This window comes from Microcoleus sp. N3A4 (genome assembly GCF_036701805.1).
Lineage (GTDB): Bacteria > Cyanobacteriota > Cyanobacteriia > Cyanobacteriales > Microcoleaceae > Microcoleus.
Map to the genome: position 1 here is coordinate 59908 of NZ_JAUBRJ010000016.1, position 26000 is coordinate 85907.

Below are 26000 nucleotides of genomic sequence, written 5' to 3' on the forward strand. Positions count from 1 at the left end.
ACGCGCTTCGCGCTTCGCATCCTAAAAGTTACACAATAGCTGCCAAATTGTCAACCCCTAAAGGTCGATAAATTGTATCTCTTTGCTGATAACTCCGCCCCAAAGAACTAACCGCATTTTGCAAATCTTCCACAGATTGACAACTGCCGCCAACCGCACCGGCCATCGTTGTAATGTGCTCTTCCATCAATGTACCGCCGATGTCGTTGCAGCCCCAGTTCAGCGCTTCTGTAGCTCCATCTAAACCTAATTTCACCCAACTCGGTTGGTGATTGGAAATCAAATTGCCTAAGAAGATTCTCGATACTGCGGTGAGTAACAATGTATCTGCTAAAATTGGTTGGTCGCGGCCGACTCGACTCCGCAAAGGTGCCGGTGCTTGCTGTCCGACAAATGGCAGTAAAATAAATTCTGTGATGCGTGCCCGATAGTTTTGGTCGATCGCACTTTGTTGGAGCGATCGCACTTTTTCTAAATGCAAAACCTGCTGTTCGGCCGTCTCAATATGCCCGCAAAGCATCGTACTCGTTGTCGGCAAACCCAGACTGTGAGCAGTTCCCACAATTTCTAACCAAGTTGCCGAATTTAGTTTTTCCGGGCAAATCACCCGTCGCACAGCATCGTCGAGAACTTCCGCAGCGGTTCCCGGCATCGAACCGACTCCCGCATCCCGCAAAGCCGAAATTACATAACTGAAACTAAGATTATCTTCTCTGGCAATAAACTCTATTTCTTGAGGCGAAAAAGCGTGCAAGTGCAACTGCGGAAACTTATCCTTAATAATTTTTACCAATTGCAGATAATAAGGCAAAGATTCGCCGTTGAGCTTAGCTTGAAGATTTAAGCCGCCCTGCATACAAATTTCCGTTGCATCCCGCTGCACTGCATCAGTTGCCTTTTCCTGAATTTGGGCTGCATCTAACCAAAAAGCGCCCTCATCTCCCTCGTCCCGGCGGAACGCACAAAAACTGCAATGCTGCTCGCAAATATTAGTAAAATTAATATTTCGATTTATAACATAAGTGACAGTATCCCCTGATTGTCGGCGGCGGAGCAAGTCAGCGGTTGTTTGAATAGAAGCTCGCGCGTCTGGATCTCTTTGCTGCAAAAGTACCAAAGCCTCTGCGGTAGAGATGTTGTAACCTTGTAAAGCTCGATCGAGAATTGCATCCACAGTTTTCTTTTTCACTCAACTACATAATTACTGACTAGAATAAAGACATTTTTATATTTTAACCAATCAATTATAGAGGAACGATATTTTAAAATCTCAAGTAATACCAAACCATCCTTGACTTTCTGGGAACTGAAATTATGGGCATTCACCAAGAAAATCAGGTCTTGCCAGTGCCGTCTGGGCCTTTGCAAATTCCTGCTTTACAGACTTTCGGTTCAACTTTTACACGCGCGCGCACACCGGGAATTTATTTATCCCTCGTCATTCCCACCTACAACGAGTGCAAGAATATCAGGAGTATGGTGGAACAATTGACTCAATTGCTCGATGGCATCATTCCCGGCGACTACGAATTAATTGTAGTCGATGACGACAGCCCCGATCGCACCTGGGAAGTCGCCCTGTCCCTGACACCGGAATATCCGCAATTGCGGGTGATGCGCCGGGAAGAGGAGCGGGGACTTTCCACAGCGGTAATTCGCGGGTGGCAGGTGTCTCGGGGCGAGGTTTTGGGCGTCATTGATGCCGACTTGCAGCATCCGCCGGAGACGCTGTTGCAGCTTTTAGCAGAAATTCAGCGGGGAGCCGATTTGGCCGCTGCGAGCCGCCACGTTGGCGAGGGCGGGGTGAGCGACTGGAGCCTTGTCAGGAGATTTTTATCGCGGGGTGCTCAGACTTTGGGATTAATTATACTGCCCGGAGTCGTGGGCCGAGTTTCCGATCCGATGAGCGGGTATTTTATGGTGCGTCGCAGTTGCATAGCCGGCAAAACCATGAATCCTGCAGGTTACAAAATATTGATTGAAGTGCTCGGCAGGGGGGAGATCCGCTGGATTGGAGAAGTTGGTTACGTGTTTCAGGAGCGGCAAGAAGGCGAGAGCAAAGTTACTTGGAAACAGTATATTGAGTATTTGCGGCACTTGCTCAGATTGCGCTTTGCCCGCTGGCCGATGGGCCGATTCCTGCGGTTTGGCGTGGTTGGTTTCAGCGGCGTGTTTGTGGATATGGGAGTTTTTTACCTGCTGCGGACTGTCCTCGGTTTGGGGCTGACTCGCAGTGCAATCTTTTCTGCTGAAGTGGCAATTATCAATAATTTTTTGTGGAACGATTTGTGGACTTTTGGTGATATTTCTAAGCGGCAGCCTGGAAAGCGCCAGTGCTTGAAACGGCTGTTGAAATTTAATGTGATTTGTTTGATCGGCTTGATGATGAATGTGCTGCTGGTGAATGTGCTGTTTAATGTTTTTAAGGTAAACGAATATTGGGCTAAGTTGATTGCGATCGCAACTGTGACTCTGTGGAATTTCTGGATCAATATGAAGCTGAGTTGGCGGGTGACGGACGTTCAAAAATAGTTTTTAGTTGGGCTATTCGTTAGTTGTTAGTGGTTATTGGAAATGACAACTAACAAATGCCAACTGCCAACTGCCAACTGCCAACTGCCAACTGCCAACTGCCTTTAAATGACTGAATTAATGATTAATAAAAAACAACTGTTGTTGCTATTTCTGTGGACGGCGATCGCCTTTATTTTGCGCTTTGCCAATTTGGACTCGAAACCGCTGTGGACGGATGAGTTTTCGACTCTAGTGTTTAGTTTGGGCAACAGTTTTCGCGGTGTGCCGATCGATCGCGCGATCGATCTTTCTACATTATTACAACCGCTACAATTTCGCCCCGATGCTGACATTCCAGATGTCCTAAACCATTTGCTGCTAGAAAGCAACCATCCACCAGTGTATTTTATGCTCGCCAACTGGTGGATGCGGTTGTTTGAGCCTTCTGAGGATAGTTTAGTTTGGATTGGGCGAGCTCTTCCTGCATTATTGGGCGTGATTTCAGTTCCCGCTATTTACTTTTTGGGCAAGTTTGCTTTTAATTCTCGTTTAGTCGGTCAATGTGCGGCCGCGATGATGGCAGTTTCTCCCTACGGCATTTATCTCGCTCAAGAAGCTCGCCATTACACTTTAGGAATCTTATTAGTTATTGCCTCTCTTTTTTGCTTGACATTAGCTGCAAAAAAGCTGCAACAGCGCGCGCCCATGCCTATTTGGGCGGTGCTGCTTTGGGTAGTTGTTAATTGTTTAGGGATTGCCGCTCACTACTTTTTTACACTGACTTTGTGTGCCGAAGCAATAGCATTAATTGCTGTCATCTGGCAGCAGTTTAATGGAAAGTTGCCAATTTCAAACAGCCAGCAGCCTAATATTTGGCAATTTCAAATCATCTGGCGGCTTTTAGCAGTAGCCCTCGGCACTTTAGCTGGCGGTTTAGTTTGGTTGCCGGTATTTTTGTCAAATAAATACGGCAGCGAACTAACTAATTGGATTGTCAGCGGCGATCGCACATTTTTAGATTTGATCGATCCGATTTTTCAAGCTTTCGCTGGATGGGTGACTGTGATGTCTCTGCTGCCGGTGGAATCGTCAAATTTGGCAGTAGTCGTTGCATCGGCGATCGCCATGACAATATTTTTTATATTGGTGCTTCCCCTGCTGCGAGGCGCTCTTAAAACTTCGTTAAAAACAAGCGATACTCGTTTAGGTACTGTTATTTTCGGCGGATTTGTGCTAGGAGCAATTTTCCTATTTTTCAGCTTTGCATATATTCTAGGGATTGACCTAACTCGCGGCGCTCGATACAATTTCGTCTATTTTCCGGGGGCGATATTGCTGTTAGGAGCAACCTTGGCGGTTATTTTTAACACACCTACAGCAAAAAGTCAATGGTTTAATTTACCTGCTGTGGAAATTGCTGGCAAAAAAGCAGTGGTGCTAATTTTAGCAATGGGTTTTTTCAGCGGTGTAACAGTAAATTCCAATCTCGGCTATCGCAAATATTACAAACCAGACCTTTTAGTTCCGATTATCCGCGAAGTATCGAAAGTTCCCGTGTTAATTGCTACTACTCAAAGCACTCATGTAGAAATAGGAGAGTTGATGGGAATAGGGTGGGAATGGGAAAGAAGGAAGGCGGAAGGCACGACACGGATTTTGACACGGATACACGGATTAACTATTGAGCGTGACTCAGAAATTAGGAGTCAGAAGTCAGAGGTTAAATCATTGAATTCTCCGCTGTTTCTTTTAGCTAATCTGAAAAAATATGCGCCGGAAATAGCGGCAGGGACAGTTGAGAAAACACTCACTCAATTAGAACGCCCGGTAGATTTGTGGTTGGTTAATTTTCGCGTACCTGTCAATCTAGAACCACAGAAATGTCAGCTTGAGTCGCGCGACTTGCCTGCGGTGGATGGGTATGAATATCAAGTTTATCACTGTTCTTGAGTTGGCGATCGCCCGCAACGACAGTCCGATCGACTAGAAAGAGCGATCGATAAATTTAGGGAGCATCCCAATTTGGTAAAAAGCCGTTTTTTAGGAGTGCGAGCGTCTCGCTCGCGATCTAGCCGCGATCTAGCCGCGAGCGAGACGCTCGCACGCTATATCATCGAAATATATTATTCTGATGCAACCGTCCACGATCTGAAAGCAAAAATGGGATGCTCCCTAAATTTATGACTCAATAGACCTCTTGCAAAAATAATTAGGACGGGCTCTCCGGCCCATCCCACAATAAAAAATAACTCTTGTGGGATGGGCCGAATAGCCCGTCCCATCAATTGATGAAAAGGATTTTTGCAAGAGGTCTAATGCCGTTTGACCCATAGCTGAATCACCTAGTTTCGCAGATATTTCTCTAAATAGACGACCGAAATCGGGAGCAAATATAGTGCAAGCTTTCCCCTTTTTCAGCCATTTTTATTGAGGTTTATGGACTGACATTTAGGACAAATTATTTTAAACTTTGATAGACCTTCATCTTCAATCATACCACATCTGTGCAACGCCGAAAATTTAGCGGCTGGAGCTAGCTGTGGCGGCAACCTTGAAGAACTTCTAAAATAGTTCAAGCAGGTATCAAAGGACAAAAGTAAGGTTTTTCATGGCCGATCAATTAATTCGCGCTACAGCCGCAGATGGCGGAATTCGCGCTGTAGGGGTCATTACCACCCGCCTCACCGAAGAAGCAAGAGGGCGGCACAAGCTCTCCTACGTGGCTACAGCCGCCCTCGGCCGCACGATGTCAGCCGGGCTGTTACTCGCCTCCAGCATGAAACGCCCCGAATCGAGAGTCAATATTCGCATCAAAGGAGATGGGCCACTGGGCGGACTTCTGATTGATGCGGGACTGGATGGAACGGTTCGAGGTTATGCGGACAATCCCGGAGTGGAATTGCCACCGAATGCTAAAGGCAAACTCGATGTCGGCGGGGCAATAGGCAACGGTTATTTGTACGTGGTGCGGGACGTTGGATACGGCTTCCCTTACTCAAGTACGGTAGAATTGGTTTCCGGCGAAATTGGCGACGATATTAGTCACTATTTGGCAACCTCGGAGCAGACGCCTTCGGCTCTGGTTTTGGGGGTGTTTGTGGGGGCGGACGGGGTACAAGCGTCTGGGGGCGTGCTGTTGCAGGTTCTGCCGAAGGCGGCAACGGACGAAAAATTGGTGCAAACTCTAGAATCTAGAGTAGCTGCACTGTCGGGTTTTACGCCGCTGCTGCGATCGGGCAAAACGCTGCACGAGATTCTCGAAGATTTACTGGGAGATATGGGCCTGGAAATTTTCCCGGAAACTCAGATGGTGCGCTTCCACTGCGGCTGTTCGTTCGATCGAGTTTTGGGAGCTTTGAAAATGTTGGGCGAAGCGGAACTCCAAGACATGATTGAAAAAGATGGCGGGGCTGAGGCTACGTGCCATTTCTGCAACGAGGTTTACAAAGCCAACAGCGACCAACTTGCGGAACTGATCGGCGATTTGCGATCGAACTCCGGTTCTTGAGACGATAATGTGTAATTGGCTCTATTGAGTGCGAGTTAGGGATGACGGCCTTGACCAATTGCCAATTACGCATTATCAATTACCTAATCACGAAATTTTGATTTTGGCGGTTTGGCGATCGGCTCTTGCAGTCTTGGGCCGGCGGGAGTATTTAAAAGTGATGAATACATTCTATAGAGCAGTCAATAGCAGCGATCGCTGTTTTGAAATAATTAAGACAGGCTGGTTGTTGTTTGTGGTGAGGATATGAGTCAAGATCGCAAAACATCAGGCCGTTGGTCTGCATCAGAATCCTTGGAGTCAACAAAGGATACTTCGTCCCTGGTGCGGCTACCAGCAAGGAAAAACCGGGCTGAGCGACTTAAAGAGCTCCGAGAGTTGGTTACTTCGGGAAAACTGCCGGGAGGGCATCTGGAACTACCGCCGAATTTGTCTGGGGAAAACTCGCAGCAGCCGGAGGGACACAATCGGTTGTGGCTGAGCTGGTCGAATAAGTGGCAGTTTTGGCTGGCCGTGAGTTTGATCCTGTCGGTGGGTATGGGGTTTGTGGCACTTGCGTCTTTGCTCAACTTGACCTCGCAGTCGAATTGCTCAAAGATTTTTTGGCCGACGGCTTCTGCTAACGATCGCTTTTTTTGCGCTCAAGAAGCAGCTAGCAAGCGGACGGCAGATGATTTGCTGTTGGCGATCGAATTAGTTAATGCTTTGCCTCAAGACCACCCGCTGCGGCCGAGAATTAACGGTCAAATCGAGCGGTGGTCGGAGGATATTCTCAGGCTGGGAAATGCTAGTTTCCAAGAAGGAAAGCTGGAGGAGGCGATTGCGATCGCTCGCAAGGTCCCTAAAGACGTTCCCGCTTACCCGACGGTGGAAAAGCAGATAGAAAAGTGGCAGTCGATATGGATGGATGCAGAGAAAATTTACCGCACGGCCGAAGACAACTTGCGTAAGGAAGAGTGGACGCTGGCTTTCCGCCAAGCTACTTTGCTTTTGGATTTGGGAAATACTTTCTGGGAATCGACTAAGTACGAGGAGTTGACTAAGCTCATTCAGGCGACTCGGACTGAGGGCAATAAGTTGGTAAAAGCCCGGAATACAGCAGCAGAGGGAGGGCTCGACAATCTGGTGACGGCGATTAAGCTGGCCCAGGAAATTGGTCAAAACAGTTATTTGTATCAAGCTGCCAAGGCGGCGATCGCGGAATTTAGCAAGAAAATTATGGGTATCGCCCAAAAACGCTTGCAGGCAGGGGATTGGGAGCAGGCGATCGCGATTGCTAACAAGATTCCCGACACTGCAAATTTAAGGGAACAAGTTGAGGATTTTAACCAGTTGGCGAATGCTACTGCTCAGGCTTTGAGCGGCTCTGTTGAGGGTTTGTCCAAGGCGGTCGAGATCGCTCAAAAGTTGAATTCGAGCCGCCCTTTGTACAAACAAGCTCAAGATTTAGTCGGCCGCTGGCAGCAAGAAATGGCTGATGTGAAAGTTTTGGATTTGGCAAGCAGGCTGGCGGCGCCGGGACGGGTAAATGATTTGAGGGCTGCGATCGCGCAATTGCAAACAGTTCCTCAATCAAATCCCCGCTCTGAGCAAGCTCGCAGTCAAATTAACCGCTTGAGCCGTCAAATCGAGCTGATGGAAGACAGTCCGTATTTGCAAAGGGCGAACGATTTGGCGAGTACGGGCGATCCGAATGCTCTGGAGGCCGCCGTTGCTCAAGCTTCTCGGATCGGTAGAGGTAGGGCGCTTTACGTGGAAGCTCAAACCAAAATTCAAGCTTGGATCGAGAGGAGACAGCGGCTTGTTGACCAGCCGTTTTTGGATAGAGCTCAGCAGCTAGCGGCGGGGGGCAATTTGGCGGGGGCAATTGAGATGGCCCGCCGGATTCGATCGGGACGGGTGCTTTATGAGGAAGCTCGATCGAACATTCGGACTTGGGAGGCTCAATCTCAGGGCGAGCAAGGTTTGCAGAGCGCCCGTCAAGCAGCCCGAGCGGGGACTGCGGAGGCTTTGCAAACGGCAATTTCCCTGGCCCTTGAGGTTCCCGAGTCGAGTTCGCTCCGGTGGCAGGCGACTGAGGCGATTGATGAGTGGAGCCAGCGGATTTTGGCGCTTGGTGTGGAACAGTCGTCGTCGGATCTGGCTGGGGCGATCGCAACTTTGAAGAAAATTCCCTCGGGCACTCGGGCTTTTGAACAAGCTCGATCGCAAATCAAAGTTTGGGAGGAGTCGCTGAATCCTCCGGCTGCTGAATCTCCGGCTCCCGAACCCCCGGAAACTGAGCCGCCTAGCAAATCTCCAAGTCAGTAAATTTGAGGGTGAGAAACTGCTACGCAATACAGCATAAGCTGTTCGGCATTTAAAGGAGGATAGTAGGGTGCCGGGCGTAGAGAAGCGTTTCCCATGTATAGTAAGTGTTCGCGAATGACGCACCTTACCTGGAGCGTTAATGGTTTAAATGCTCCACAGCTTATTCCATGTATATGCGGTACACACAATCTTGTAATAAGTAAGGTGCGTCGCCACCCGTCAATCTGCAAGTTCCATTTAAAAGGTCGCAGCGACGCACCCTACATAACTCCGAGTCGCTAGGTTTGAGGGTGAGAAGCTGCTACCTAATATCTTTACTTATCTGTACAAGCAAGCGTTAATTTGTACAGATTTTTTTGCGGTTTTAGTCTTTATTAAAAATGAATATCATAGTGGTATGTTTAAGAAATAACTATTTTTAGAAACCAGATGGGTACTTTATTTAGCCAGAAAGAGCGAAATTACTGCACAGTAGAAGATTCGCATCTGGATGCTTTTATTGCAGTGATAGTAAAATTATCCAAGAAGCATGGCATTAGTGTCGCAGAAGTTATATAGCAATCCTAAATGATTTGAAAAATAGTACGCGAGCAAGATGCTCGCACTACAAGGATTCCGATCTCGCTCGATTTTGCGACAGATTTAGGACTGCTATAGCTGCAAAGGAAGTGCTTGAAAGTGAACGAAAGAACGATCTTTATGTAAGGAATGGCGATGCTTTTGATGAACAGATGGCTGGCTTTGGTGAGCTACTGCAACAACTCTTTTCCGCGATCGAAAATTTGCAGTCTGATACATAAAACTATTGTGATAAATTTAACGTAGAAAGAAAGGGTTAAAGTTTATGGCAGTCGATCTGGTTTGAGATAGTCGATCGTTAATTGCCAATTTTCAAAAAACAGAACACCCCGATCCCGGACTTATTAAAGAAGCCGGGGATCTAACAGGGAGCAGATTTTAGGTTTAAAAGGTGCTTTTTCCCGATGCTTGCAATCCTATTAAAATGACTAATTCCAAAGCCTAAACATCCGCCGGATTTAGGTGCATCATTGCCCAAGTGGTGTAAGTGCCGATCGGACTCCAAAGTATGTAAGGCAGCAATAACAGGGCGGCAGGCTCGGAAACTTGCAATACACTTAAAGCTAGTATTACGCTTAAAATAGCGCCCGTTCCGCCGATTATTGTGCCGACTTTTAGGCTCCTTACTTTGCACATAACCGAGGTGTAAGATATGGTTACTATTTCTAAAAACAGGTACAAAGCCATTCTCAGCCAAGTCTCCTGAGTTCCCGGTTCTTTTTCCCAAACAATCACTGCTGACCAAGCTGCACAAATAAAAATTACTGTCCAAATTAGGGGAATTGCTTTTTCAAATACTAGCCATCTCGGACGCTGCAAGCGGTTGAACCATTGGATGTCGCTGGGCGCGATTATGTTAGCTGCTAAAGCTACTACAAAGGCGACTCCTCCAATTACCATCCAGGATTTAATCATTTTTTTACCTTGGGCGAGGTTGACAGGTTCAATTCAGCAGATATTATCTCTAATTTTGGCGATCGCGCAATCTGTCTCTAGTTATATTAAGTTGAGTTGACTCGCAAAACCCAACATCAGTTGAAAAGTAATTTAGACTTCTGAAAGACCTCAATTTATTCTCTTCAATTCTTGTTCGCAATATACAAAATAGCACTCTTTAACCCTCCCCTAGACAAGGGGAGGGAGCGGGTGGGATATCTCAGTAAATTTGACGTAATTTTGACAAAAAGTCTCTTAGTCTTTCAACGAAATTGGCGGCTAGCCGAGTCGGTGATGCTGTTCTAATTCTAAACTAGAATCGTCATCTTTTTTGGGAACCAGAAGCGTATTTTCGCTGCTCGGTTGCAACACGGCTTTAATCACTTGGAGAAAACGGTTAGGCTTTTTGGTTTGACCGTTGAGAGTGCGGCGGTCTTGCACTTTTTTAGAAAGGTGTCGCATCACAGATAAATCGAGTTCATCGATGAAATGATCCGCTATACGTTCTCCCATTAAATCAATAGCTTCAGCATACTGATCGGTCAGCGTTTCTATGGCCTCGTATGCTTCGTCAGCAACTTGACTTGCTACTGTTTTATTTTGGTCGCCTGATGTCTGGGAATGGCTGCGGCGTCGGTCTAAAAGACTTTGGTAGTCAGCAATACTCATTCCCAGATTGTAAAGGTGGTGGTGAGCGTGATCCATCAAATCTACTTCACTGGGATAGAAGAAACCGCGAGTGCTGTTGATGCCGTGCAGTTTTGCCCAACGCCGCAGAGTTGTCTCATCTTGCAGTTGGTATCGCTCCAACATTTGAGCTGTGTTCAGCTCTACTTCTGGCGTAACTTTGAAATCGCTCATCGGTAAATCCTCGCTGGTGAGTAGATAAATAAAATTGAAACTTAGAATCTGTGATTTGCGTACAGTCTGAAAATCACGATCGATCCTTTGAGGGCATTGAGGTAAGTCTTGCGGGCATTTGCTAGCCATCGATCGTGCGATCGTTGGATCGAGTCCGAGGATTTCAGGGTAGCGTACTTTTGGGCTTTGTCTCGATCGCATCCGGGAGCAAGCGCACAGGGTTAATAATATAGCTGATTTAGTGTTTCAACAACCGTTAAAAATAGTAAAGTTTGATTTTTTGGCTTGAATAGTTAATAATGTTGAGCTATAATACTCTCAATTACCATGCAATTAGTAATTTTAGTAGTTGCAAACGAGATTCTTAGTATGCCTGTATACGATTATTTTTGTCCCACAAACAACCAGCAGTTAGAAGTTTCGCACAGCATGAACCTGGAAGTTTCGACTTGGGGCAAACTGTGCGAGTTGGCTAAGTGCGAACCCGGGGACACTCCCGCAGATGCTCCGGTACGCCGGCTGCTGAGCGCTCCGAGGTTGATGAAGCCTACATCCGACACCGATTATAAAAGTTCGGGTTTCAGCAAGTACGTGAAACGGGATGAAGGGGTTTACGAAAATGTCACCGCTAAGGATGGTGAAAGCCGTATTGTCAATCGAGATGGCAAGCCGATTAAAGACTGAAAATCCACAATAATCAAGTTTTCAGTTGGGTGAATTACAGATATTGGGTAGGGACACGGCACTGCCGTGTCCTGTATTTCATCCGATTGACAACTGCTATATTATTCAGATTATATTATTCCGATGCAGGCGGAAACAAAACGATCCACAGGACATAATATTATGAGCCAAACCAATCATTCATTTTTTGTTTGGCTTGTTCTTTAGTTTCTGAACTAATGTATACTGAAACAGTAGCGATCGCCGTCAGTAACACTCCCAAATCATCTGTAAATCCGATACCGACTAATACATCGGGAATCGCATCAACAGGAGATATAAAGTACGTCAAAGCTCCAACAACAACAGTTTTTGCCCAAGCCGGAACGTTGGGATTTTGAGCGGTATAGTAAAGTGTCAAAGCTTTTTCTACTACTTCTCTTCCTGCGGGTAAAGCAAAGTTTTTAAGTTTAGTCCAAAAACTTTCATCTGAATAGTTAATTTTGGGGTTGCTGAGGTTTGTTGTGGTTCCTTTTGGGTCGAGCAAATCGAGAGGGATGCCATTACTTTTAAGCTGAGAAATAGCAGATTTGAAGGATGCTGATGCCTGATTCTTATTTGGCCCCGCCTCCCGTATTTGTTTCATGTTTGCGATGAATTCCTGCATCGCTTGGATTTGCAAGTCGGAAACAGCCAGCAGTTTTTTTGCGGATTGGATAGCCTCGCTTTCTGCGGGATGCAGCGTCTTATTTGCCCGCGCAATGTTGATTAAAAAATACATGACTCCCAAACGCAGCGGTTCTTCTGAATGGCTGAGTGTTTGCAAACAGTCGGTGAGTGATGGGGGACTGGCTGTGTAGGATTGGATTTGAGTCTTTGCAGAGTCAGAAAATTTGTCTAAATTTATGGTTTTAAACAACAAATCTAGTTCGTCAATATCAACGGAACCATCGGCGGCTGCGATCGCAAACAAAGAACCATAAAAAGCTAAAAGTTCGCTTTCTGAGGATGTGGCAAAAATATCTCTCTCGGACACGATGCTACTCCGATTGATAACGACGCTTTGTATTTTACCACAAAACTCAAATCGAAATGATTTCAAAAATGGGCAATAATTTTAGAGAGGATGAAACAAAGGAGATTTTTTTATGAAAGTTGCGATCGTCGGCTGTGGCTATGTGGGTACTGCGACAGCCCAACATTTACGCGGCAAATCTGATTGTACTGTGACGGCGACAACTACGACGGCGAGCCGAGTAGTTGAATTGGAGGGTGTCGCCCAGCGGGTAGCCGTGATCAAGGGAAATGACAAAGATGCGATCGCTTCTTTACTGCAAGAACAAGATGCTGTTATGCTGTGCGTCGGTGCTCCAAATTCTGATACTTATCAGGAGAGTTATTTAGATACTGCGACAACTTTAGTATCGGTTTTACAGGAAACACCGACAGTAAAGCAGGTTATTTATACGGGTAGTTATTCTGTGTATGGCGATCGCCAAGGTGAATTGGTAAATGAAGAATCGCCCGTCAAACTAGCTAATCCAAACAGTGAAATTATGGCAGAAACTGAACGGGTTTTATTAGCAGCATCTAGTCCCAATCTTCACGTCTGCATTCTCCGTTTGGGAGGAATTTATGGGCCCGGGCGAGAATTAGTTAAAATTTTTGGACGTTGGGCTGGGAACACTCGTCCCGGTGCGGGGGAAGATGCTACTAATTGGGTGCATCTGGATGATGTTGTTGGGGGGTTAACATTTGCTTTGGAAAATCGATTGCAGGGAATTTACAATTTAGTTGGCGATGTATCGCTATCTAGTGGTGAATTGCTCGATCGCATTTTTGAAACTCACAATCTGCCTCAAGTTTCTTGGGATGGAAGTCCTAGCGTGCGGCCTTATAATGCGAGGGTGTCGAATCAAAAGATTAAGGCGGCTGGTTATCAATTTATCCATCCTGAAATTAGGGAGTATTAGTTGGGCTAATCTTTTTTATAACCGCAGATGTAGGCGGATTGACGCTGATGAACGCGGATGGAGAAAGGGCGATATTGACAGATTTAGATTTTTTTTTTCATCTGCGTTCATCCGTGTTCATCTGCCGACATCTGCGGTTATAAAAAAAGCCATTTTAATCACTAATTAACTTATCCCATAATCCCAGCAAAAAAGTCGATCGTCTCTTTCAACGCTTTCACAAACACATCAATCTCCTCGCGAGTATTGTAAAAATACAAACTCGCCCGCGCCGTCGATGAAATATTCAAATAGCGGTGCAAAGCTTGCGTGCAGTGATGCCCGGAACGAATCGCGACCCCCTCCTGGTCTAACATGGTAGACAAGTCTTGAGGGTGAATTTCTCCGGCTGTAAATGCCGCCAAAGCTGCCCTACCTTCGCCGTTGCTGTCTGGTTGCGGCCCGTAAATTTTAATCTCGGGAATTTGCCGCAATTGTTGGAACAAATAAGCCGTCAATTCGGCTTCGCAAGCGTGAATCTTATCCATGCCAATGTTATTAAGATAATCGATTGCGGCACCAAGGGCGATCGCCTCGCCGATTGCAGGCGTGCCGGCCTCAAATTTGTGCGGCAAATCGGCATAGGTGGAATAATCGAGAAACACGTCAGCAATCATCTCGCCGCCGCCGAAAAACGGAGGCATTTCTCTCAGCAAGTCCAGCTTACCGTACAGAAAACCGATGCCAGTCGGAGCGCACATTTTGTGACCGGAAGCAACCAGCCAATCGCAATCTATTGCTTGCACATCTACTATCATGTGCGGCACGCTTTGGCAAGCATCTATTAAAACTTTTGCGCCGAAACTGTGTGCAATTTGGCAGATTTCTTTGACAGGACTGATGCAGCCCAAAGTATTAGAAACGTGAACGGTTGACACCAATTTAGTTTTATGGGAAATCAGCGTCTTAAACTGTTCCAAATCAAACTCGTTAGTTTCCGTTAACTCCACAAACTTCAGCACTGCACCGGTTCTTTGAGCCATCATTTGCCACGGCACGAGATTGCTGTGGTGTTCCATCACCGACAAGATAATTTCATCTCCGGCTTGCAGATTGCTCAAGCCCCAAGAATAAGCAACCAAATTAATCGCTTCGGTGGCGTTGCGAGTGTAAACAATTTCTTGCCGCGACGCCGCATTTATAAAAGCAGCAACTTTGTCTCTCGCACCTTCGTAAGCATCAGTCGCTTTGGCGCTGAGAGTGTGAGCGCCGCGGTGCACGTTAGCATTGTATTGTTCGTAGTAATCGCGCCAAGCATTGAGTACAGCCAGAGGTTTTTGAGAAGTAGCTGCATTGTCTAGATAAACTAGCGGTTTACCGTTGACTTTTTGAGTCAAAATTGGGAAGTCGCCGCGAACTTTTGATGCAAGTGTTTTTTCTTGAATAAGTGTCATAATTTTTGAAGTTAGTGATTTATCGTTGGGTGGGGGCGGGTTTACGAGATTGTTGGTTTTAGGCAATTATTATTCGTGAAGCCCGCCCCTACAGGCTGTTAAAAATGGTGCAAGATGTGGTAGGGACACAGCACTGCTGTGTCCTAATCTGTCTCTATCAGTTATTCTTGCACAGCCACACAAGTAGAAAGCATTTTCGCCACACCTACAATTGGCAACTGATTGAGAATTTCCGCTGCAAAAGCATCAATTAGCAAATAGCGGCTTCTTTCTAAATCCAAACCGCGACTTTGCAAGTAGAAAAGTTCATCGTCTTCTAATTGGCTGACAGTTGCACCGTGGGAACATTTAACGTTGTCAGCGACAATTTCCAACTGCGGTTTGGTATCTACGCGAGCTCTCGGCGACAGCAACAAATTCCGGCTCAATTGTCCGGCATCTGTCAATTGTGCGGCTTTGCGAACGAAAACTTTGCCGTTAAATACAGCGCGAGCTTTGTTGCCGATAATGCACTTGTGCAGTTGGCGGCTTGTACCGTGGGGGTGATTGAAATCGATTAAACTGTGAGTGTCTGATAACTGTTCCCCAAAGGCTACGGTTAAACCGTTTAGAGTTGTTTCAGTGGCTTCGCCGCGCTGAAAAACTTCTAAATTGTGCCGGGATATTTTGCCTCCCAAGCTGATAGCATGGCAACTGTAACGGCTATTACGAGATTGCTCGATCGCACTTTTGCCGATATGAACAACTTCCCCACCTTCCCGCTGCAGCCGAACGTGATTCACAGTGGCGTTTTCGCCGACAATAACATCCGTCACAGCATTCGTAAACGCTGGTACATTACCGATAGTTGCGTAATCCTCAACCAGCGTCACATTGCTTCCAGGCTCAGCTATGACTAAGCAGTGCGGCTGGGACATCGTGGGAGATGCACCTGGTGCTGTCAGGAACAGCAAGTGAATCGGAAGGTCGATCGACATATTGGCCGGTACGAACACCACCGCAGCATCCACTAAACCCGCAGTATTCAACGCTGTAAAAACTTCAGTTTGCTGGCTGTGCTGGCTCAAAACATCGGCGATCCGCCCTTGATATTTTTCGGGTACATTAGATAGATTCCCTGCGTAAAAGTCGAGCCTCTTCGAGGGCTCCGCTAACGGCAAATTCGGCAAATTCACAGTTGACAAATCCGGTGCATAAAAACCGTTGACAAATACCAATCTTAATGGTAAATCATCCCGATTTTTCACAGGCATAATGATATCAGCCAACTTAACTTTTGACTGATTGCTCTGCGGTATATGAAAAGGAATTTGCAACACCGGCGACAAATCAGTAAAGCGCCATTCCTCATCCCTCACCGTCGGAAAACTCGAAGCAAGCACGTATTCAGTCGCCGCATCCCGCAAATCCTGCAACCCATAAGCCGCACTTTTGCTATTAGCAGCCTCCAACTTGCCGCACTGATTCACCAAATCAGCCAAAAACATTTCCCTACTAGCAACTTGCGTATTTATCATCGCGCGCCCACTCCTGCTGCTTCCTCTTCCACAACCCAGTCATAACCGCGCTCTTCCAATTCCAGCGCCAACTCTTTCGGGCCAGTCAAGATAATTCTGCCGGCTTCCATGACGTGAATAAAATCAGGAATAATGTAATTCAGCAACCGCTGATAGTGAGTAATCACCAACATCGAATTTTCAGCAGTTGACAACTGATTCACACCGCCGGCGACAATCTTGAGAGCATCGATATCCAAACCCGAATCAGTCTCATCCAAAATAGCTAATTTCGGTTCCAACAGCGCCATTTGCAATATTTCATTCCGCTTTTTCTCGCCGCCGGAAAAACCCTCATTTACGCTGCGGCCTAAAAAAGAATCATTCATCTTGACAATATCCAGCTTTTCCTCGATTAAATCTTGGAAATCAAAAGCATCCAATTCTTCCAAGCCGCGATGTTTGCGGTGAGAATTGTAAGCCACGCGCAAGAAATCCAGATTGCTAACGCCGGGAATTTCTAAAGGATATTGGAACGCTAGGAACACGCCAGCCAAAGAACGTTCTTCCGGCGCTAATTCCAGCAAATTTCGACCCAAAAAAGTAACTTCTCCGCCCGTTACCGTATAAGCAGGATGGCCGGCTAATATCTTGGATAAAGTGCTTTTTCCCGAACCGTTCGGGCCCATAATCGCGTGAATTTCACCCGATTTAATTTCCAGATTCAAACCCTTCAGGATTTGGGTATCTTCGACATTCGCAGTTAAATTGCGGACGGATAGCACCACTTGACTATTTTCAACAATCATCTATTTTTGTCCTTTTCCTCAATGCACTTTACAGCTTTTTATTCTCGTTCTTCTCGTTCCTAGGCTCTGTCAATTGGTGACAATTTAACGTTAAACCTACCGTCTCTCTTGTTTGTATCGAAGCCTAGATCCCCCCTAACCCCCCTTAATAAGGGGGGGACAAGAGTGTTCTCAAAGTCCCCCTTAATAAGGAAGAGGGGAGACAAGAAGTATTCTCAAAGTCCCCCTTCTTAAGGGGGATTTAGGGGGATCTAGACTCGAATAAAAGCGACATTATTTATGGATTGCAGTCTTAAGTTGTCACCAATAGACTCGGCCTGGAAGGGTTTCTCGCCCGCCAAAATTATCCGACACTTCCTTCAAGCTTCAGGCTCAACAGCTTATCAGCTTCCGCCGCAAATTCCATCGGCAACTGATTGAAAACATCTTTACAGAAACCGCTAATCATCATCGAAATAGCATTTTCTGCGGAAATTCCCCGCTGTGCGAAGAAGAACAATTGCTCTTCCCCAATCTTAGAAGTAGAAGCTTCGTGTTCCACTTTAGCAGTATGGTTCTGCACTTGAATATAAGGGAAAGTATTCGCTTGAGCGTTGTCGCCAATCAGCATGGAATCGCACTGAGAGTAATTGCGAGAGCCTTTAGCGTTCGGCCCCATTTTCACCAAACCGCGATAGCTGTTGGATGAATTTCCCGCCGAAATTCCCTTAGAAATAATCGTGCTGCGAGTATTTTTACCAACGTGGATCATTTTGGTTCCGGTGTCAGCTTGCTGTTTGTTATTTGTCAGCGCTACCGAGTAGAATTCGCCCACCGAGTTGTCGCCGACTAACACGCAACTGGGATATTTCCAAGTAATCGCGGAACCGGTTTCTACTTGTGTCCAAGAAATCTTAGAATTGACTCCCTGACACAAACCCCGTTTCGTCACGAAGTTGTAAATGCCCCCTTTGCCGTTGGCGTCGCCAGCGTACCAATTTTGCACTGTGGAGTATTTGATGTCTGCATTGTCCATTGTTACCAATTCCACAACGGCGGCGTGCAGTTGATTGGTGTCAAACATGGGGGCGGTGCAGCCTTCTAGGTAAGACACTGAGCTGTTTTCTTCTGCGACAATTAAGGTGCGCTCGAACTGGCCGGAATCTCCGTTGTTGATGCGGAAATATGTTGACAATTCCATCGGGCATTTGACGCCTTTGGGAATGTAAACAAAGGAACCGTCGCTGAATACGGCGGAGTTGAGGGCTGCGAAAAAGTTGTCGCCGACTGGTACGACGCTGCCGAGATATTTTTCTATTAGTTCGGGATAATCTTTGACAGCTTCTGAGATGGAACAGAATATTACGCCGTCTTTGGCTAGCTTTTCTCTAAAGGTTGTCGCAATTGAAACGCTGTCAAAAACGGCGTCAACGGCGACATTTCCGAGCCGCCTTTGTTCGGAGAGGGGAATACCGAGTTTCTCGAAGGTTTCTAGCAGTGTCGGGTCAACTTCGTCCAAACTGTTGAGCTTTTTGGGCTTTTGTTTGGGCGCGGAATAGTAGATAATTTGTTGGTAGTCGATCGCGGGATAGTTGACGTGGGGCCAGGTGGGCTCGGTCATTGTCAGCCACTTCCGGTATGCTTTGAGGCGGAATTGCAGCATGAATTCCGGTTCGTTTTTCTTGGCCGAAATCAGCCTGACTACATCTTCGCTCAAGCCGCGGGGGATGGTGTCTGACTCGATGTCGGTGACGAAACCGTATTTGTAGGGCTGGTTGACTAAGGTTTTGACTGTGGTAGAACTCATTATTTTGCGTGTTCAGTGTTCTAGATAATGCTCTCTGGATGGCAGACGGGGCAATGCCTGTCTGGGCTTGAGCGAGTTCTGCTGGACTGCTCTGGGAAGTAAAACAACAATTTTGTTGCTTTACTATATTTTAAGCTACATTAACAATAGTGATATTGTCAAAGTCAAATTAATAATTTTTTGTGAAGATGATGGAGACTACTCAGCAGACTTCCACGAAACAAGACATCCTGCAATATTTGCTTAAGGGAGATAAAGGGACGGCTCTTGAGTTGGCGGAGTCTTTGGATATCAGCCCGCAGGCGATTCGCCGTCACTTGAAGGATTTGGAAGCGGAGGGGCTGATTCAGTATCAGTCGGTTCAGGCTGGGATGGGGCGGCCGCAGCACATTTATGAGCTTACCAGTCTGGGGCGCGATCGATTCCCGAACCGTTACGGCGATTTTGCAGTCTCTTTCTTGGATACGTTGGCGGAAACCGTCGGCCGCGAGCAAGTGATTAGTATCCTACGAAAACAGTGGCAGCGCAAGGCTACGGACTATCGGCGACTCGTGGGTGCGGGTTCGCTGCAAGAGCGGGTGACTAAGTTGGTGGAACTCCGCAGGGCTGAAGGTTATATGGCTGAGTGTTATCCTGTAGAATCTGTAGAGGTGGGGATGTGCGATCGCGCTGGTTTGGGCGATCGATTTGTGTTTGCGGAACACAACTGCGCGATTTCTAATGTGGCTGAAACTTTTCCGAGTGTGTGCGGCAATGAGTTGGAAATGTTTGCAGGGGTTTTGCCGGATTGTATTGTAGAGCGGACTCACTGGATTATTAATGGGGAACACCGCTGCGGTTATTCGATCGCTAAGAAGAAGGAAGAAGGAAGAAGGAAGAAGGAAGAAGGATGAGGGAAGGCATTACACGGATTTTGACACAGATACACGGATGGGTGTTTTTACCAATTACCAATTACCGACAGCACTACACGGATTTTGACACGGATACACGGATGGGTATTTTTTGCTTTTACCAATTACCGACAGCACTACACGGATTTTGACACGGATACACGGATGGGTGTTTTTTGCTTTTACCGATTACCGACAGCACTACACGGATTTTGACACGGATACACGGATGGGTGTTTTTTGCTTTTACCGATTACCAACAGCACGACACGAATTTTGACACGGATACACGGATAGATGTTTTTACCAATAACAAATAACAAATAACAAATAACAAGTAACTAATAACTATGGAACCGCTAGCAGATTTTTTAAAGCCGGAAGAGTGTGCGGAAGTTGATATGGCGCTGCTGTCGTCGAAGGAAAAGTTTTCGGCGCGGCTGGCAATTTATGCTTTGAGGGTGCTAAAGCAAATTGCTGGGGAGACTGGTTTGCCGGTGGCTGAGGTGACAAATGGGCAGGTGATGGATTGGATTAAGAATGATGAGAGTATTAAAGGGTCGATCGAACTTGATGCTAGTTTTGAAAACTTTTTTACGAATTTGGTAATTGCGTCTTTGCGGCCTTTGAGGCAAATTGCTGTGGAATCGGGAGGGGCGATCGAACAATTAACAGTTAAGCAGGTCGTGGCGTGGTTTGTGAAGGACGGGAAGATTCGCAGAGAACAGGGAACCGATGCGGCTTTTTTGGATTTGTGAGTTAAAGGTCGATCGGTAACACTGGCAAATAATACGTCAAACTCGGCGATTGGGGGCTGTTTCGGGCGATCGAAAAAAAGTTTGGACAAAGGGGTTGACAGACAAAGGAAAACTTGATAAGGTAATTAAGTCGAGCGAAAGAGATGCAGCGCATCAAACTTAACGCAGACACATGATTCAAAGTTTTCAAAGCTTTCCTGGTGCTTATGATGTAATGGAACCACTCCGATCCATCCCGAACTCGGTTGTTAAACGTTGCTATGGCGAAGATACTCGGCGGGTCACTGCCCGGTAAAATAGCTCAGTGCCAGGTTAATAATAAATTAAAGCTCTTTTCCCGCAACAACGGAAAAGAGCTTTAGTTTTTTTGGGGGGTTATTAGTCGTTTCCTTTAGGGTTCGGCGGTTGAAACCGCGCAGCAACACACAAACGAAGCTCGGCGGTTGAAACCGCTACTACACAAACGAAGTCCGCCTCCGCGGACTGAAGAATAAGAGGTAAATATTTATGAAGATTAGTTATGATTCCGAAATTGATGCTCTCTACATTAGACTTGTAGAAGGTAAGCATCAGTGTCGCACTTTACAGTTGACTGACGAAATTGCTTTAAATATTGGGGAAAATGAGTTATTGGTAGGGATAGAAGTTTTAGATGCTACACAGGTTTTAGGTAGTGGAAGTATACCTAATGTAGTGCTAGAAAATATAGCTTTTACTGTAGCTTAAATAGGGAAAGCGATCGCCCTTAATTTTAGCAGTCAATAGTGGGCGAGCGCATCTTTTATCGTGGTAGGATGGCAAAGTTGAGCCACCGAGACTACTCAGGTTCGATAGTCTTCAAAAACTCGTCTACTGTGATTACCACCACACCACGAAATGGGTGCAATACTAGCAAATCTCTGTCACCAGTGATGATATACTGCGCTTCTCCATTTAATGCCAACTCCAAAACCTTGTCATCTTTTGGATCGCGGCACTCTTGCACCTTCTCAATTATCTCTACTAGAACTGCCCTGTCCACCAAAGCTGCTAAAAATTCCTCCCTTTCTTCACTTGTGACATACCGATTAAATTTTTCGCGCCCCAATACCTCATTCAATTCTTCTAGCAGTTCAAGTGATAGTAATATCTCTCCGTTTGCTAAAGCATATCGAAGGGCACGATCGGGTTTACTGTTATCAAACAGAATCGCACTGACAATTGCATTTGTATCAAAAACGTAGCGCATCTTACTCATCAAAAAGAATTGAATCCAAAATTTCTGGGGTCAATCCTCGCGATTGAGCATTCCGACTCATCTCACTCATTACCTCCTCCAGGGGTCTTTTGCGTCGAATTGCATCACTAAGTTTCAGGCTAAGTAATGCCTCCAATTTACGACGCTGTTCTTCAGAAGCAGCCTCAAATATCTTAGCAACTTCAGCATTGACGCGAATTGCGATCGTTTTGGTTTGCATGATGGTTATGTGATGTTTCAATGACTGTTTTCAAATAATCTAGAATTGCGGGGGAATAGAACCATATTTTAACACAATCATCACGAGCGATCGCCCTTATTTTAGCAGTCAATAGTGGGCGATCATCTTGCCTTTTCCTTTGCACCTATATGAGCCGTCAGGATACTGGTAGAGGCAGACCTTTTCGATTCTTCCATAGTTCTTCCTACTTTAGATACGAATTTGCCCATTTATAGCGATTTGAATCTTTACTCAGAAGATACTCTGCAACTTCTCTACGTTTATCCTTGTCTTTTGTCATTCTGACAATTCTTTCAATTTCGTCATCGGTATCGTCAGCCCCACGTTCTGCGGCCAGTTCAAACCAATTATCACCATCCGCATATTCACCTCGGTCGTAACAAATTGCTCCCATAAGGGTATAGGGTTGGTGACTATCAGGGTGACATTCTCTTGCTTGCGTTGCACAATTTTCTGCTTCATCTAGTTGATTAAGATCCCGAAATGCTGCACCTCTAGTTACCCACAGAGCTGATTTCAGGTCAGATTCTTGTACTTTGTTCCAGTTCACATTTTCTGTTACTTTTAGAGCTTTTTCCGGCTCATCTGCCTTCCGCCAGTTACTACTTGCACTCGGTAGCTTCCATCTGTTTCCAGTTCGTTGATGTTCTTTTTCGCAAAATATTGCTTCTAATCTGTAGTAGGCGATCGCTATCTTTCCATGTCGAGCAAGACGACCTTCTTCAATTAATTGAATGACTTGTTTTGGGTCGAGTCGTTCCTCTCGCTCAAGTTTGAGCATAATTTCATAAAATGGGTCGAGCGCTAATTGACCCACAATCTGATACTTGGTTTTTAATGTCCTGAAGTGGATCTGTTTGGCAATATCTACTGTCTCAACAAGTCCTTCTTCTGACAACCACTGAATATCTTTTTCGTCAATCAATACTTTCGATTCCTCAGAAGGGTTGGAAGTTTTTGATTCACTAATCTCAAAAATTCTAAGGATTAAAAATAAACGGCTCGAAGGTTCTGAGCTTTGATATTGAGTGGCTTTATATTTATTTTTAAGTTCCGCAAAGAATCTTCTGTCCTTACGCTCTCGATCGATTGAAATTAACTCGCTCAAGTTTTGCTGCTTCAACCATTCACATTCACTAGGCTCTAATTCTAATTCTGAGTTGAATTTGCTCAAAATAGAATATAGTGGACTAGAAATAGAAGTATCTGGGTGAGAATCAATCTGATATTTAGACTTTAGTTCTGAAAATTCAATTTCAACTTTCCTTTCATCCTCTTGCTGCCAATGAATTTCTAGTGTTTCTCCAAAATCTAATTCTAAAAGCCATTCAGCTTCGGAGTTATATAATTGCTCTCTCGCATCAAGCTTTTTCAGAATTGAATACAGAGGCTCTTCAGGAAATTGGTTTAGATTCTTAGTCGCTTTATAGTTAATTTTGAGTTTTGAAAAGTTACGAATATCTTCAATCAAAGTTATTGTGTCTACAAGACCATGATTATTTAGTAGTTCCAACTCTGAATCTGTAAGGCTATACCCAGGATCTAATTTCCAAAGTATTGAATAGACTGGGCTGGAGATTGGAATCTCTAACTGTTTTGGAATATGGTACTTAGTTCGCAGTTGTAGAAATTCAGCTTCTAGCCTTTTCTTGTCTTCTGCTTGGTATTGCTGTAAAGAAATGATTTCAACGGTTCCGACAAGGCGATTCTCTGTTAGCCATTGAAACTCTAGGTTTGTGACCTGAATGCCCAGGTCGGCTTTTCTCAGTATCAGATATAGGAAACTATCAGACACACCACTCTTATACTGACCTACTTGATATTTCTGTTTAAGAGCTGCAAAGTGCCTTTTCTGTAGTTCACTATTATCCATACCTGTATCCATATCTGATGTGATCTTCACGGCAATCAGTTAAGCCTATATGAGTTAAATGAACTGTCTTAAGAGGCTCAAACTCTTTTTGATACTAAATTAAACCCCTCCATTCCATCAAAGCACCAATACCCAAGGTTGTCAACAGGATACTCGCCGGAGCTACTAAAGAACGGGCAGATGTCGCCACATTACCCGCCGAAACAATGACTAAAGCACCACTAAAAGTTAGCTTTTGATGGTAGCGATCGCCTTTACAAAAGTAAAATATTTTTGCATTCATTATGACCATACCCGCTGAAGGTCATAGGCATCAAAAGCCACATCGCAACTAATCAAAACAAGGGAATGATTAATCGCCTGTGCCACCAGAATGCGATCGAAAGGATCTCGATGATGCAGGGGTAAATAACGGAATTGAACAGTATCGGCAAATGTCAGAGGAAGAATCGTTATACCCGCAGCAATGAGTTGAGGTTCAATGTCTTCAAAATTGCCCTGTAAGGGGAGTTTTCCAATATTGAGTTTAATTGCCATCTCCCAAAGACTTGCAATGCTCAAGAAAACATCGTCGGCAGATTCAATCTTGTCTCTGGTTGACACTGGCAGATTTGGATCATTGGATACAAACCAGATCAAAGCATGAGTATCTAATAGTAATCTATTCATTCCATGTATTCCTTCATATCCTCAAGCGGCTCATCAAAGTCATCAGGTAGCGGTAGAACAAACATTCCTTTCATTGTTCCGGCCACACGACGCTTCTGTGTCGGCTTTTCTTGGGTTGAGTTTTTAGCCTGCTTTTCGATCAAAAACTCAATATAATGAAGCACTTCTGTCTGAAGAGACTCAGGGAGTTCTTCTAGTTTTTCTAAAATGACTGGCTGTATCATGGTTTTTACTTGCGATCGCCCTATCTACTCCATTAAAGCACCAACACCCAATGTCAGCAACAGAATACCCCATCATCTAGCCCGATCGCCCCCGCATCCCAAATCCAGATCGCCCAAAATCGCACCAACACCATCACTATCTTGCAACTTGCCTAAAATTACGCGATCGACTATCGTTCCTAGTAGCAGGAATAACAAAGAAAACATGACAGCAATATTACCACCTTGGATAGTTTTAGACTCCCTACTGCACAACTGGCTGCTAGAAGATATCGGTAGGGGCGATCGCACAACATCGGCTTTATTCCCCGCAAACAGCATCCAGGGTACTGCTAAATGGATTGTCAAAGAAGCTGGAGTCATAGCCGGATTGCCAATTGCCGATCGCACATTTAAACTTTTAGACAGCAGCCTCAGTTTCATCCCCCAAGTACCCGAAGGGAAACTGTGCGAAAAAGGAGAAGTAATTGCCAAGATTTCCGGCAATTTCGAGGCGCTGTTAACCGGAGAAAGAGTAGCATTAAACTTGGCAATGCGTTTGAGCGGCATCGCTACTTTAACTCAGAAATATGTTGACAAAATTGCCGATTTACCCGTGCAATTGGTGGATACGCGCAAGACAACGCCGGGGTTGAGATTGTTGGAAAAATACGCAACTCAAGTCGGCGGTGCTTGCAATCACCGGATGGGATTGGATGACGCAGTGATGGTGAAAGACAATCACATTGCGGCGGCTGGGGGAATTGCCGAGGCGATCGCCCTAATTCGCAATTCTATCCCCTATCCGCTGACAATCGAAGTCGAAACCGAAACTCTCGCTGAAGTAGAGACAGCTTTGCAGCACAAAGCCGATATTATCATGTTAGATAATATGTCCTTTGATTTGATGCGGCAGGCTGTGGCAATAATTCGCGAAAAGAGCGATCGGGTAAAAATTGAAGCTTCCGGCAATGTTACTTTAGAAACTATTCGGAGTGTGGCGGAAACCGGAGTTGACTATATTTCTACCAGTGCTCCGATTACGCGATCGACTTGGCTAGATTTGAGCATGAAAATTAATAGTTATTAGTTAGTTAGTGGTTATTTGTTATTGGTTATTGGTTGTTAGTTACCCACAGTCTGGACACGGCAATGCCGTTTCCCTACAATTAATTGTGGTAGGGAAACGGCATTGCCGTGTCCTCTTTCGATCGATCGCGCAATCGATTATTTGGGAGTAGGGAAACGGCACTGCCGT

General features: G+C 45.5%; 26 protein-coding genes and 1 rRNA gene. 12 read left to right on the forward strand and 15 right to left on the reverse strand.

Annotated features, from left to right (window positions below; translation table 11 throughout):
• Positions 1-28: 28 nt before the first annotated feature.
• Positions 29-1189, reverse strand: a complete 1161-nt coding sequence (gene cofH / locus QUA56_RS11930) for a 7,8-didemethyl-8-hydroxy-5-deazariboflavin synthase subunit CofH (protein ID WP_333357537.1) — start codon at positions 1187-1189, stop codon at positions 29-31.
• 125 nt (positions 1190-1314) lie between these two features.
• Here cofH and QUA56_RS11935 point away from each other — a divergent pair, with 125 nt between their 5' ends.
• The 5 genes from QUA56_RS11935 (at position 1315) to QUA56_RS11955 (ending at position 8332) form a co-directional block, all read left to right on the forward strand.
• Positions 1315-2532, forward strand: a complete 1218-nt coding sequence (locus QUA56_RS11935) for a glycosyltransferase (protein ID WP_333357540.1) — start codon at positions 1315-1317, stop codon at positions 2530-2532.
• Between the two features lie 120 nt (positions 2533-2652).
• Positions 2653-4464, forward strand: coding sequence for a glycosyltransferase family 39 protein (locus QUA56_RS11940; RefSeq protein ID WP_333357543.1), 1812 nt, complete (start codon positions 2653-2655; stop codon positions 4462-4464).
• 658 nt (positions 4465-5122) lie between these two features.
• On the forward strand, positions 5123-6022 hold the full coding sequence (gene hslO / locus QUA56_RS11945) for an Hsp33 family molecular chaperone HslO (RefSeq protein WP_333357545.1): 900 nt from the start codon (positions 5123-5125) through the stop codon (positions 6020-6022).
• A gap of 28 nt (positions 6023-6050) precedes the next feature.
• A complete protein-coding gene (locus QUA56_RS11950) occupies positions 6051-6272 on the forward strand; it encodes a hypothetical protein (protein ID WP_333357548.1) in 222 nt (73 codons plus the stop codon).
• On the forward strand, positions 6269-8332 hold the full coding sequence (locus QUA56_RS11955; RefSeq protein ID WP_333357551.1) for a hypothetical protein: 2064 nt from the start codon (positions 6269-6271) through the stop codon (positions 8330-8332). Before QUA56_RS11950 ends, QUA56_RS11955 begins: the two co-directional genes overlap by 4 nt.
• Before the next feature lie 1020 nt (positions 8333-9352).
• On the opposite strand, the gene QUA56_RS11960 is transcribed toward QUA56_RS11955, so the two are convergent.
• Both QUA56_RS11960 and QUA56_RS11965 read right to left on the reverse strand, forming a co-directional pair.
• Positions 9353-9826: a TspO/MBR family protein gene (locus QUA56_RS11960; protein ID WP_333357554.1), complete on the reverse strand. Its 474-nt coding sequence runs from the start codon at positions 9824-9826 to the stop codon at positions 9353-9355.
• A 300-nt stretch (positions 9827-10126) separates the two neighbouring features.
• Entirely contained in the window at positions 10127-10708 is a 582-nt protein-coding gene (locus tag QUA56_RS11965) for a hypothetical protein (RefSeq protein ID WP_333357557.1), read from the reverse strand.
• Between the two features lie 327 nt (positions 10709-11035).
• Between QUA56_RS11965 and QUA56_RS11970 the strand changes: the two genes are divergently transcribed.
• Positions 11036-11392: a zinc ribbon domain-containing protein gene (locus QUA56_RS11970; RefSeq protein ID WP_333357560.1), complete on the forward strand. Its 357-nt coding sequence runs from the start codon at positions 11036-11038 to the stop codon at positions 11390-11392.
• 160 nt (positions 11393-11552) lie between these two features.
• Here the strand turns inward: QUA56_RS11970 and QUA56_RS11975 are convergent, their stop codons facing one another.
• Positions 11553-12407, reverse strand: coding sequence for a DUF1232 domain-containing protein (locus QUA56_RS11975; RefSeq protein ID WP_333357563.1), 855 nt, complete (start codon positions 12405-12407; stop codon positions 11553-11555).
• A gap of 112 nt (positions 12408-12519) precedes the next feature.
• Between QUA56_RS11975 and QUA56_RS11980 the strand changes: the two genes are divergently transcribed.
• Positions 12520-13344 carry an NAD-dependent epimerase/dehydratase family protein gene (locus tag QUA56_RS11980; RefSeq protein WP_333357566.1) on the forward strand — a complete coding sequence of 275 codons (825 nt, stop codon included), beginning with the start codon at positions 12520-12522 and terminating at the stop codon, positions 13342-13344.
• A 170-nt stretch (positions 13345-13514) separates the two neighbouring features.
• Here the strand turns inward: QUA56_RS11980 and QUA56_RS11985 are convergent, their stop codons facing one another.
• The 4 genes from QUA56_RS11985 to sufB form a co-directional block, all read right to left on the reverse strand.
• Positions 13515-14777 carry a cysteine desulfurase gene (locus tag QUA56_RS11985; RefSeq protein ID WP_333357568.1) on the reverse strand — a complete coding sequence of 421 codons (1263 nt, stop codon included), beginning with the start codon at positions 14775-14777 and terminating at the stop codon, positions 13515-13517.
• 161 nt (positions 14778-14938) lie between these two features.
• Positions 14939-16294 (reverse strand): Fe-S cluster assembly protein SufD, encoded by a 1356-nt coding sequence (gene sufD / locus QUA56_RS11990; RefSeq protein ID WP_333357570.1) that lies wholly within the window; start codon positions 16292-16294, stop codon positions 14939-14941.
• Entirely contained in the window at positions 16291-17082 is a 792-nt protein-coding gene (gene sufC, locus QUA56_RS11995) for a Fe-S cluster assembly ATPase SufC (protein ID WP_333357573.1), read from the reverse strand. Before sufC ends, sufD begins: the two co-directional genes overlap by 4 nt.
• 343 nt (positions 17083-17425) lie before the next feature.
• On the reverse strand, positions 17426-18868 hold the full coding sequence (gene sufB / locus QUA56_RS12000) for a Fe-S cluster assembly protein SufB (protein ID WP_333031904.1): 1443 nt from the start codon (positions 18866-18868) through the stop codon (positions 17426-17428).
• A gap of 188 nt (positions 18869-19056) precedes the next feature.
• Here sufB and sufR point away from each other — a divergent pair, with 188 nt between their 5' ends.
• The 4 genes from sufR to QUA56_RS12020 all read left to right on the forward strand — a co-directional run bounded on the left by sufR (position 19057) and on the right by QUA56_RS12020 (position 21245).
• The gene (sufR, locus tag QUA56_RS12005) at positions 19057-19761 is read left to right on the forward strand and encodes an iron-sulfur cluster biosynthesis transcriptional regulator SufR (RefSeq protein ID WP_333357576.1); all 705 of its coding nucleotides are present in this window, start codon (positions 19057-19059) and stop codon (positions 19759-19761) included.
• Positions 19762-20111: 350 nt separating this feature from the next.
• Positions 20112-20519 (forward strand): hypothetical protein, encoded by a 408-nt coding sequence (locus tag QUA56_RS12010; RefSeq protein ID WP_333357579.1) that lies wholly within the window; start codon positions 20112-20114, stop codon positions 20517-20519.
• A gap of 196 nt (positions 20520-20715) precedes the next feature.
• Positions 20716-20832: ribosomal RNA gene (gene rrf / locus QUA56_RS12015) — 5S ribosomal RNA — on the forward strand.
• Between the two features lie 194 nt (positions 20833-21026).
• Positions 21027-21245 carry a DUF2283 domain-containing protein gene (locus tag QUA56_RS12020; protein ID WP_333357581.1) on the forward strand — a complete coding sequence of 73 codons (219 nt, stop codon included), beginning with the start codon at positions 21027-21029 and terminating at the stop codon, positions 21243-21245.
• 91 nt (positions 21246-21336) lie between these two features.
• On the opposite strand, the gene QUA56_RS12025 is transcribed toward QUA56_RS12020, so the two are convergent.
• From QUA56_RS12025 to QUA56_RS12055, 7 genes are all read right to left on the reverse strand, one after another.
• Positions 21337-21756: a putative toxin-antitoxin system toxin component, PIN family gene (locus QUA56_RS12025; protein WP_333357584.1), complete on the reverse strand. Its 420-nt coding sequence runs from the start codon at positions 21754-21756 to the stop codon at positions 21337-21339.
• Positions 21749-21976 (reverse strand): hypothetical protein, encoded by a 228-nt coding sequence (locus QUA56_RS12030; protein WP_333319614.1) that lies wholly within the window; start codon positions 21974-21976, stop codon positions 21749-21751. The genes QUA56_RS12025 and QUA56_RS12030 overlap by 8 nt, the downstream gene beginning before the upstream one ends.
• 205 nt (positions 21977-22181) lie before the next feature.
• Entirely contained in the window at positions 22182-23900 is a 1719-nt protein-coding gene (locus tag QUA56_RS12035; protein ID WP_333357587.1) for a hypothetical protein, read from the reverse strand.
• 64 nt (positions 23901-23964) lie between these two features.
• Positions 23965-24153: a hypothetical protein gene (locus tag QUA56_RS12040; protein WP_333357590.1), complete on the reverse strand. Its 189-nt coding sequence runs from the start codon at positions 24151-24153 to the stop codon at positions 23965-23967.
• Positions 24153-24539 carry a type II toxin-antitoxin system VapC family toxin gene (locus QUA56_RS12045; RefSeq protein WP_333357592.1) on the reverse strand — a complete coding sequence of 129 codons (387 nt, stop codon included), beginning with the start codon at positions 24537-24539 and terminating at the stop codon, positions 24153-24155. The genes QUA56_RS12040 and QUA56_RS12045 overlap by 1 nt, the downstream gene beginning before the upstream one ends.
• Positions 24536-24763 carry a type II toxin-antitoxin system VapB family antitoxin gene (vapB, locus tag QUA56_RS12050; RefSeq protein WP_333357597.1) on the reverse strand — a complete coding sequence of 76 codons (228 nt, stop codon included), beginning with the start codon at positions 24761-24763 and terminating at the stop codon, positions 24536-24538. Before vapB ends, QUA56_RS12045 begins: the two co-directional genes overlap by 4 nt.
• Before the next feature lie 72 nt (positions 24764-24835).
• Positions 24836-24970 carry a hypothetical protein gene (locus QUA56_RS12055; RefSeq protein WP_333357600.1) on the reverse strand — a complete coding sequence of 45 codons (135 nt, stop codon included), beginning with the start codon at positions 24968-24970 and terminating at the stop codon, positions 24836-24838.
• On the opposite strand from QUA56_RS12055, the gene nadC reads away from it, so the two are divergent.
• The gene (nadC, locus tag QUA56_RS12060) at positions 24969-25832 is read left to right on the forward strand and encodes a carboxylating nicotinate-nucleotide diphosphorylase (protein ID WP_333357602.1); all 864 of its coding nucleotides are present in this window, start codon (positions 24969-24971) and stop codon (positions 25830-25832) included. The genes QUA56_RS12055 and nadC overlap by 2 nt on opposite strands.
• The last annotated feature ends 168 nt before the right edge of the window (positions 25833-26000 follow it).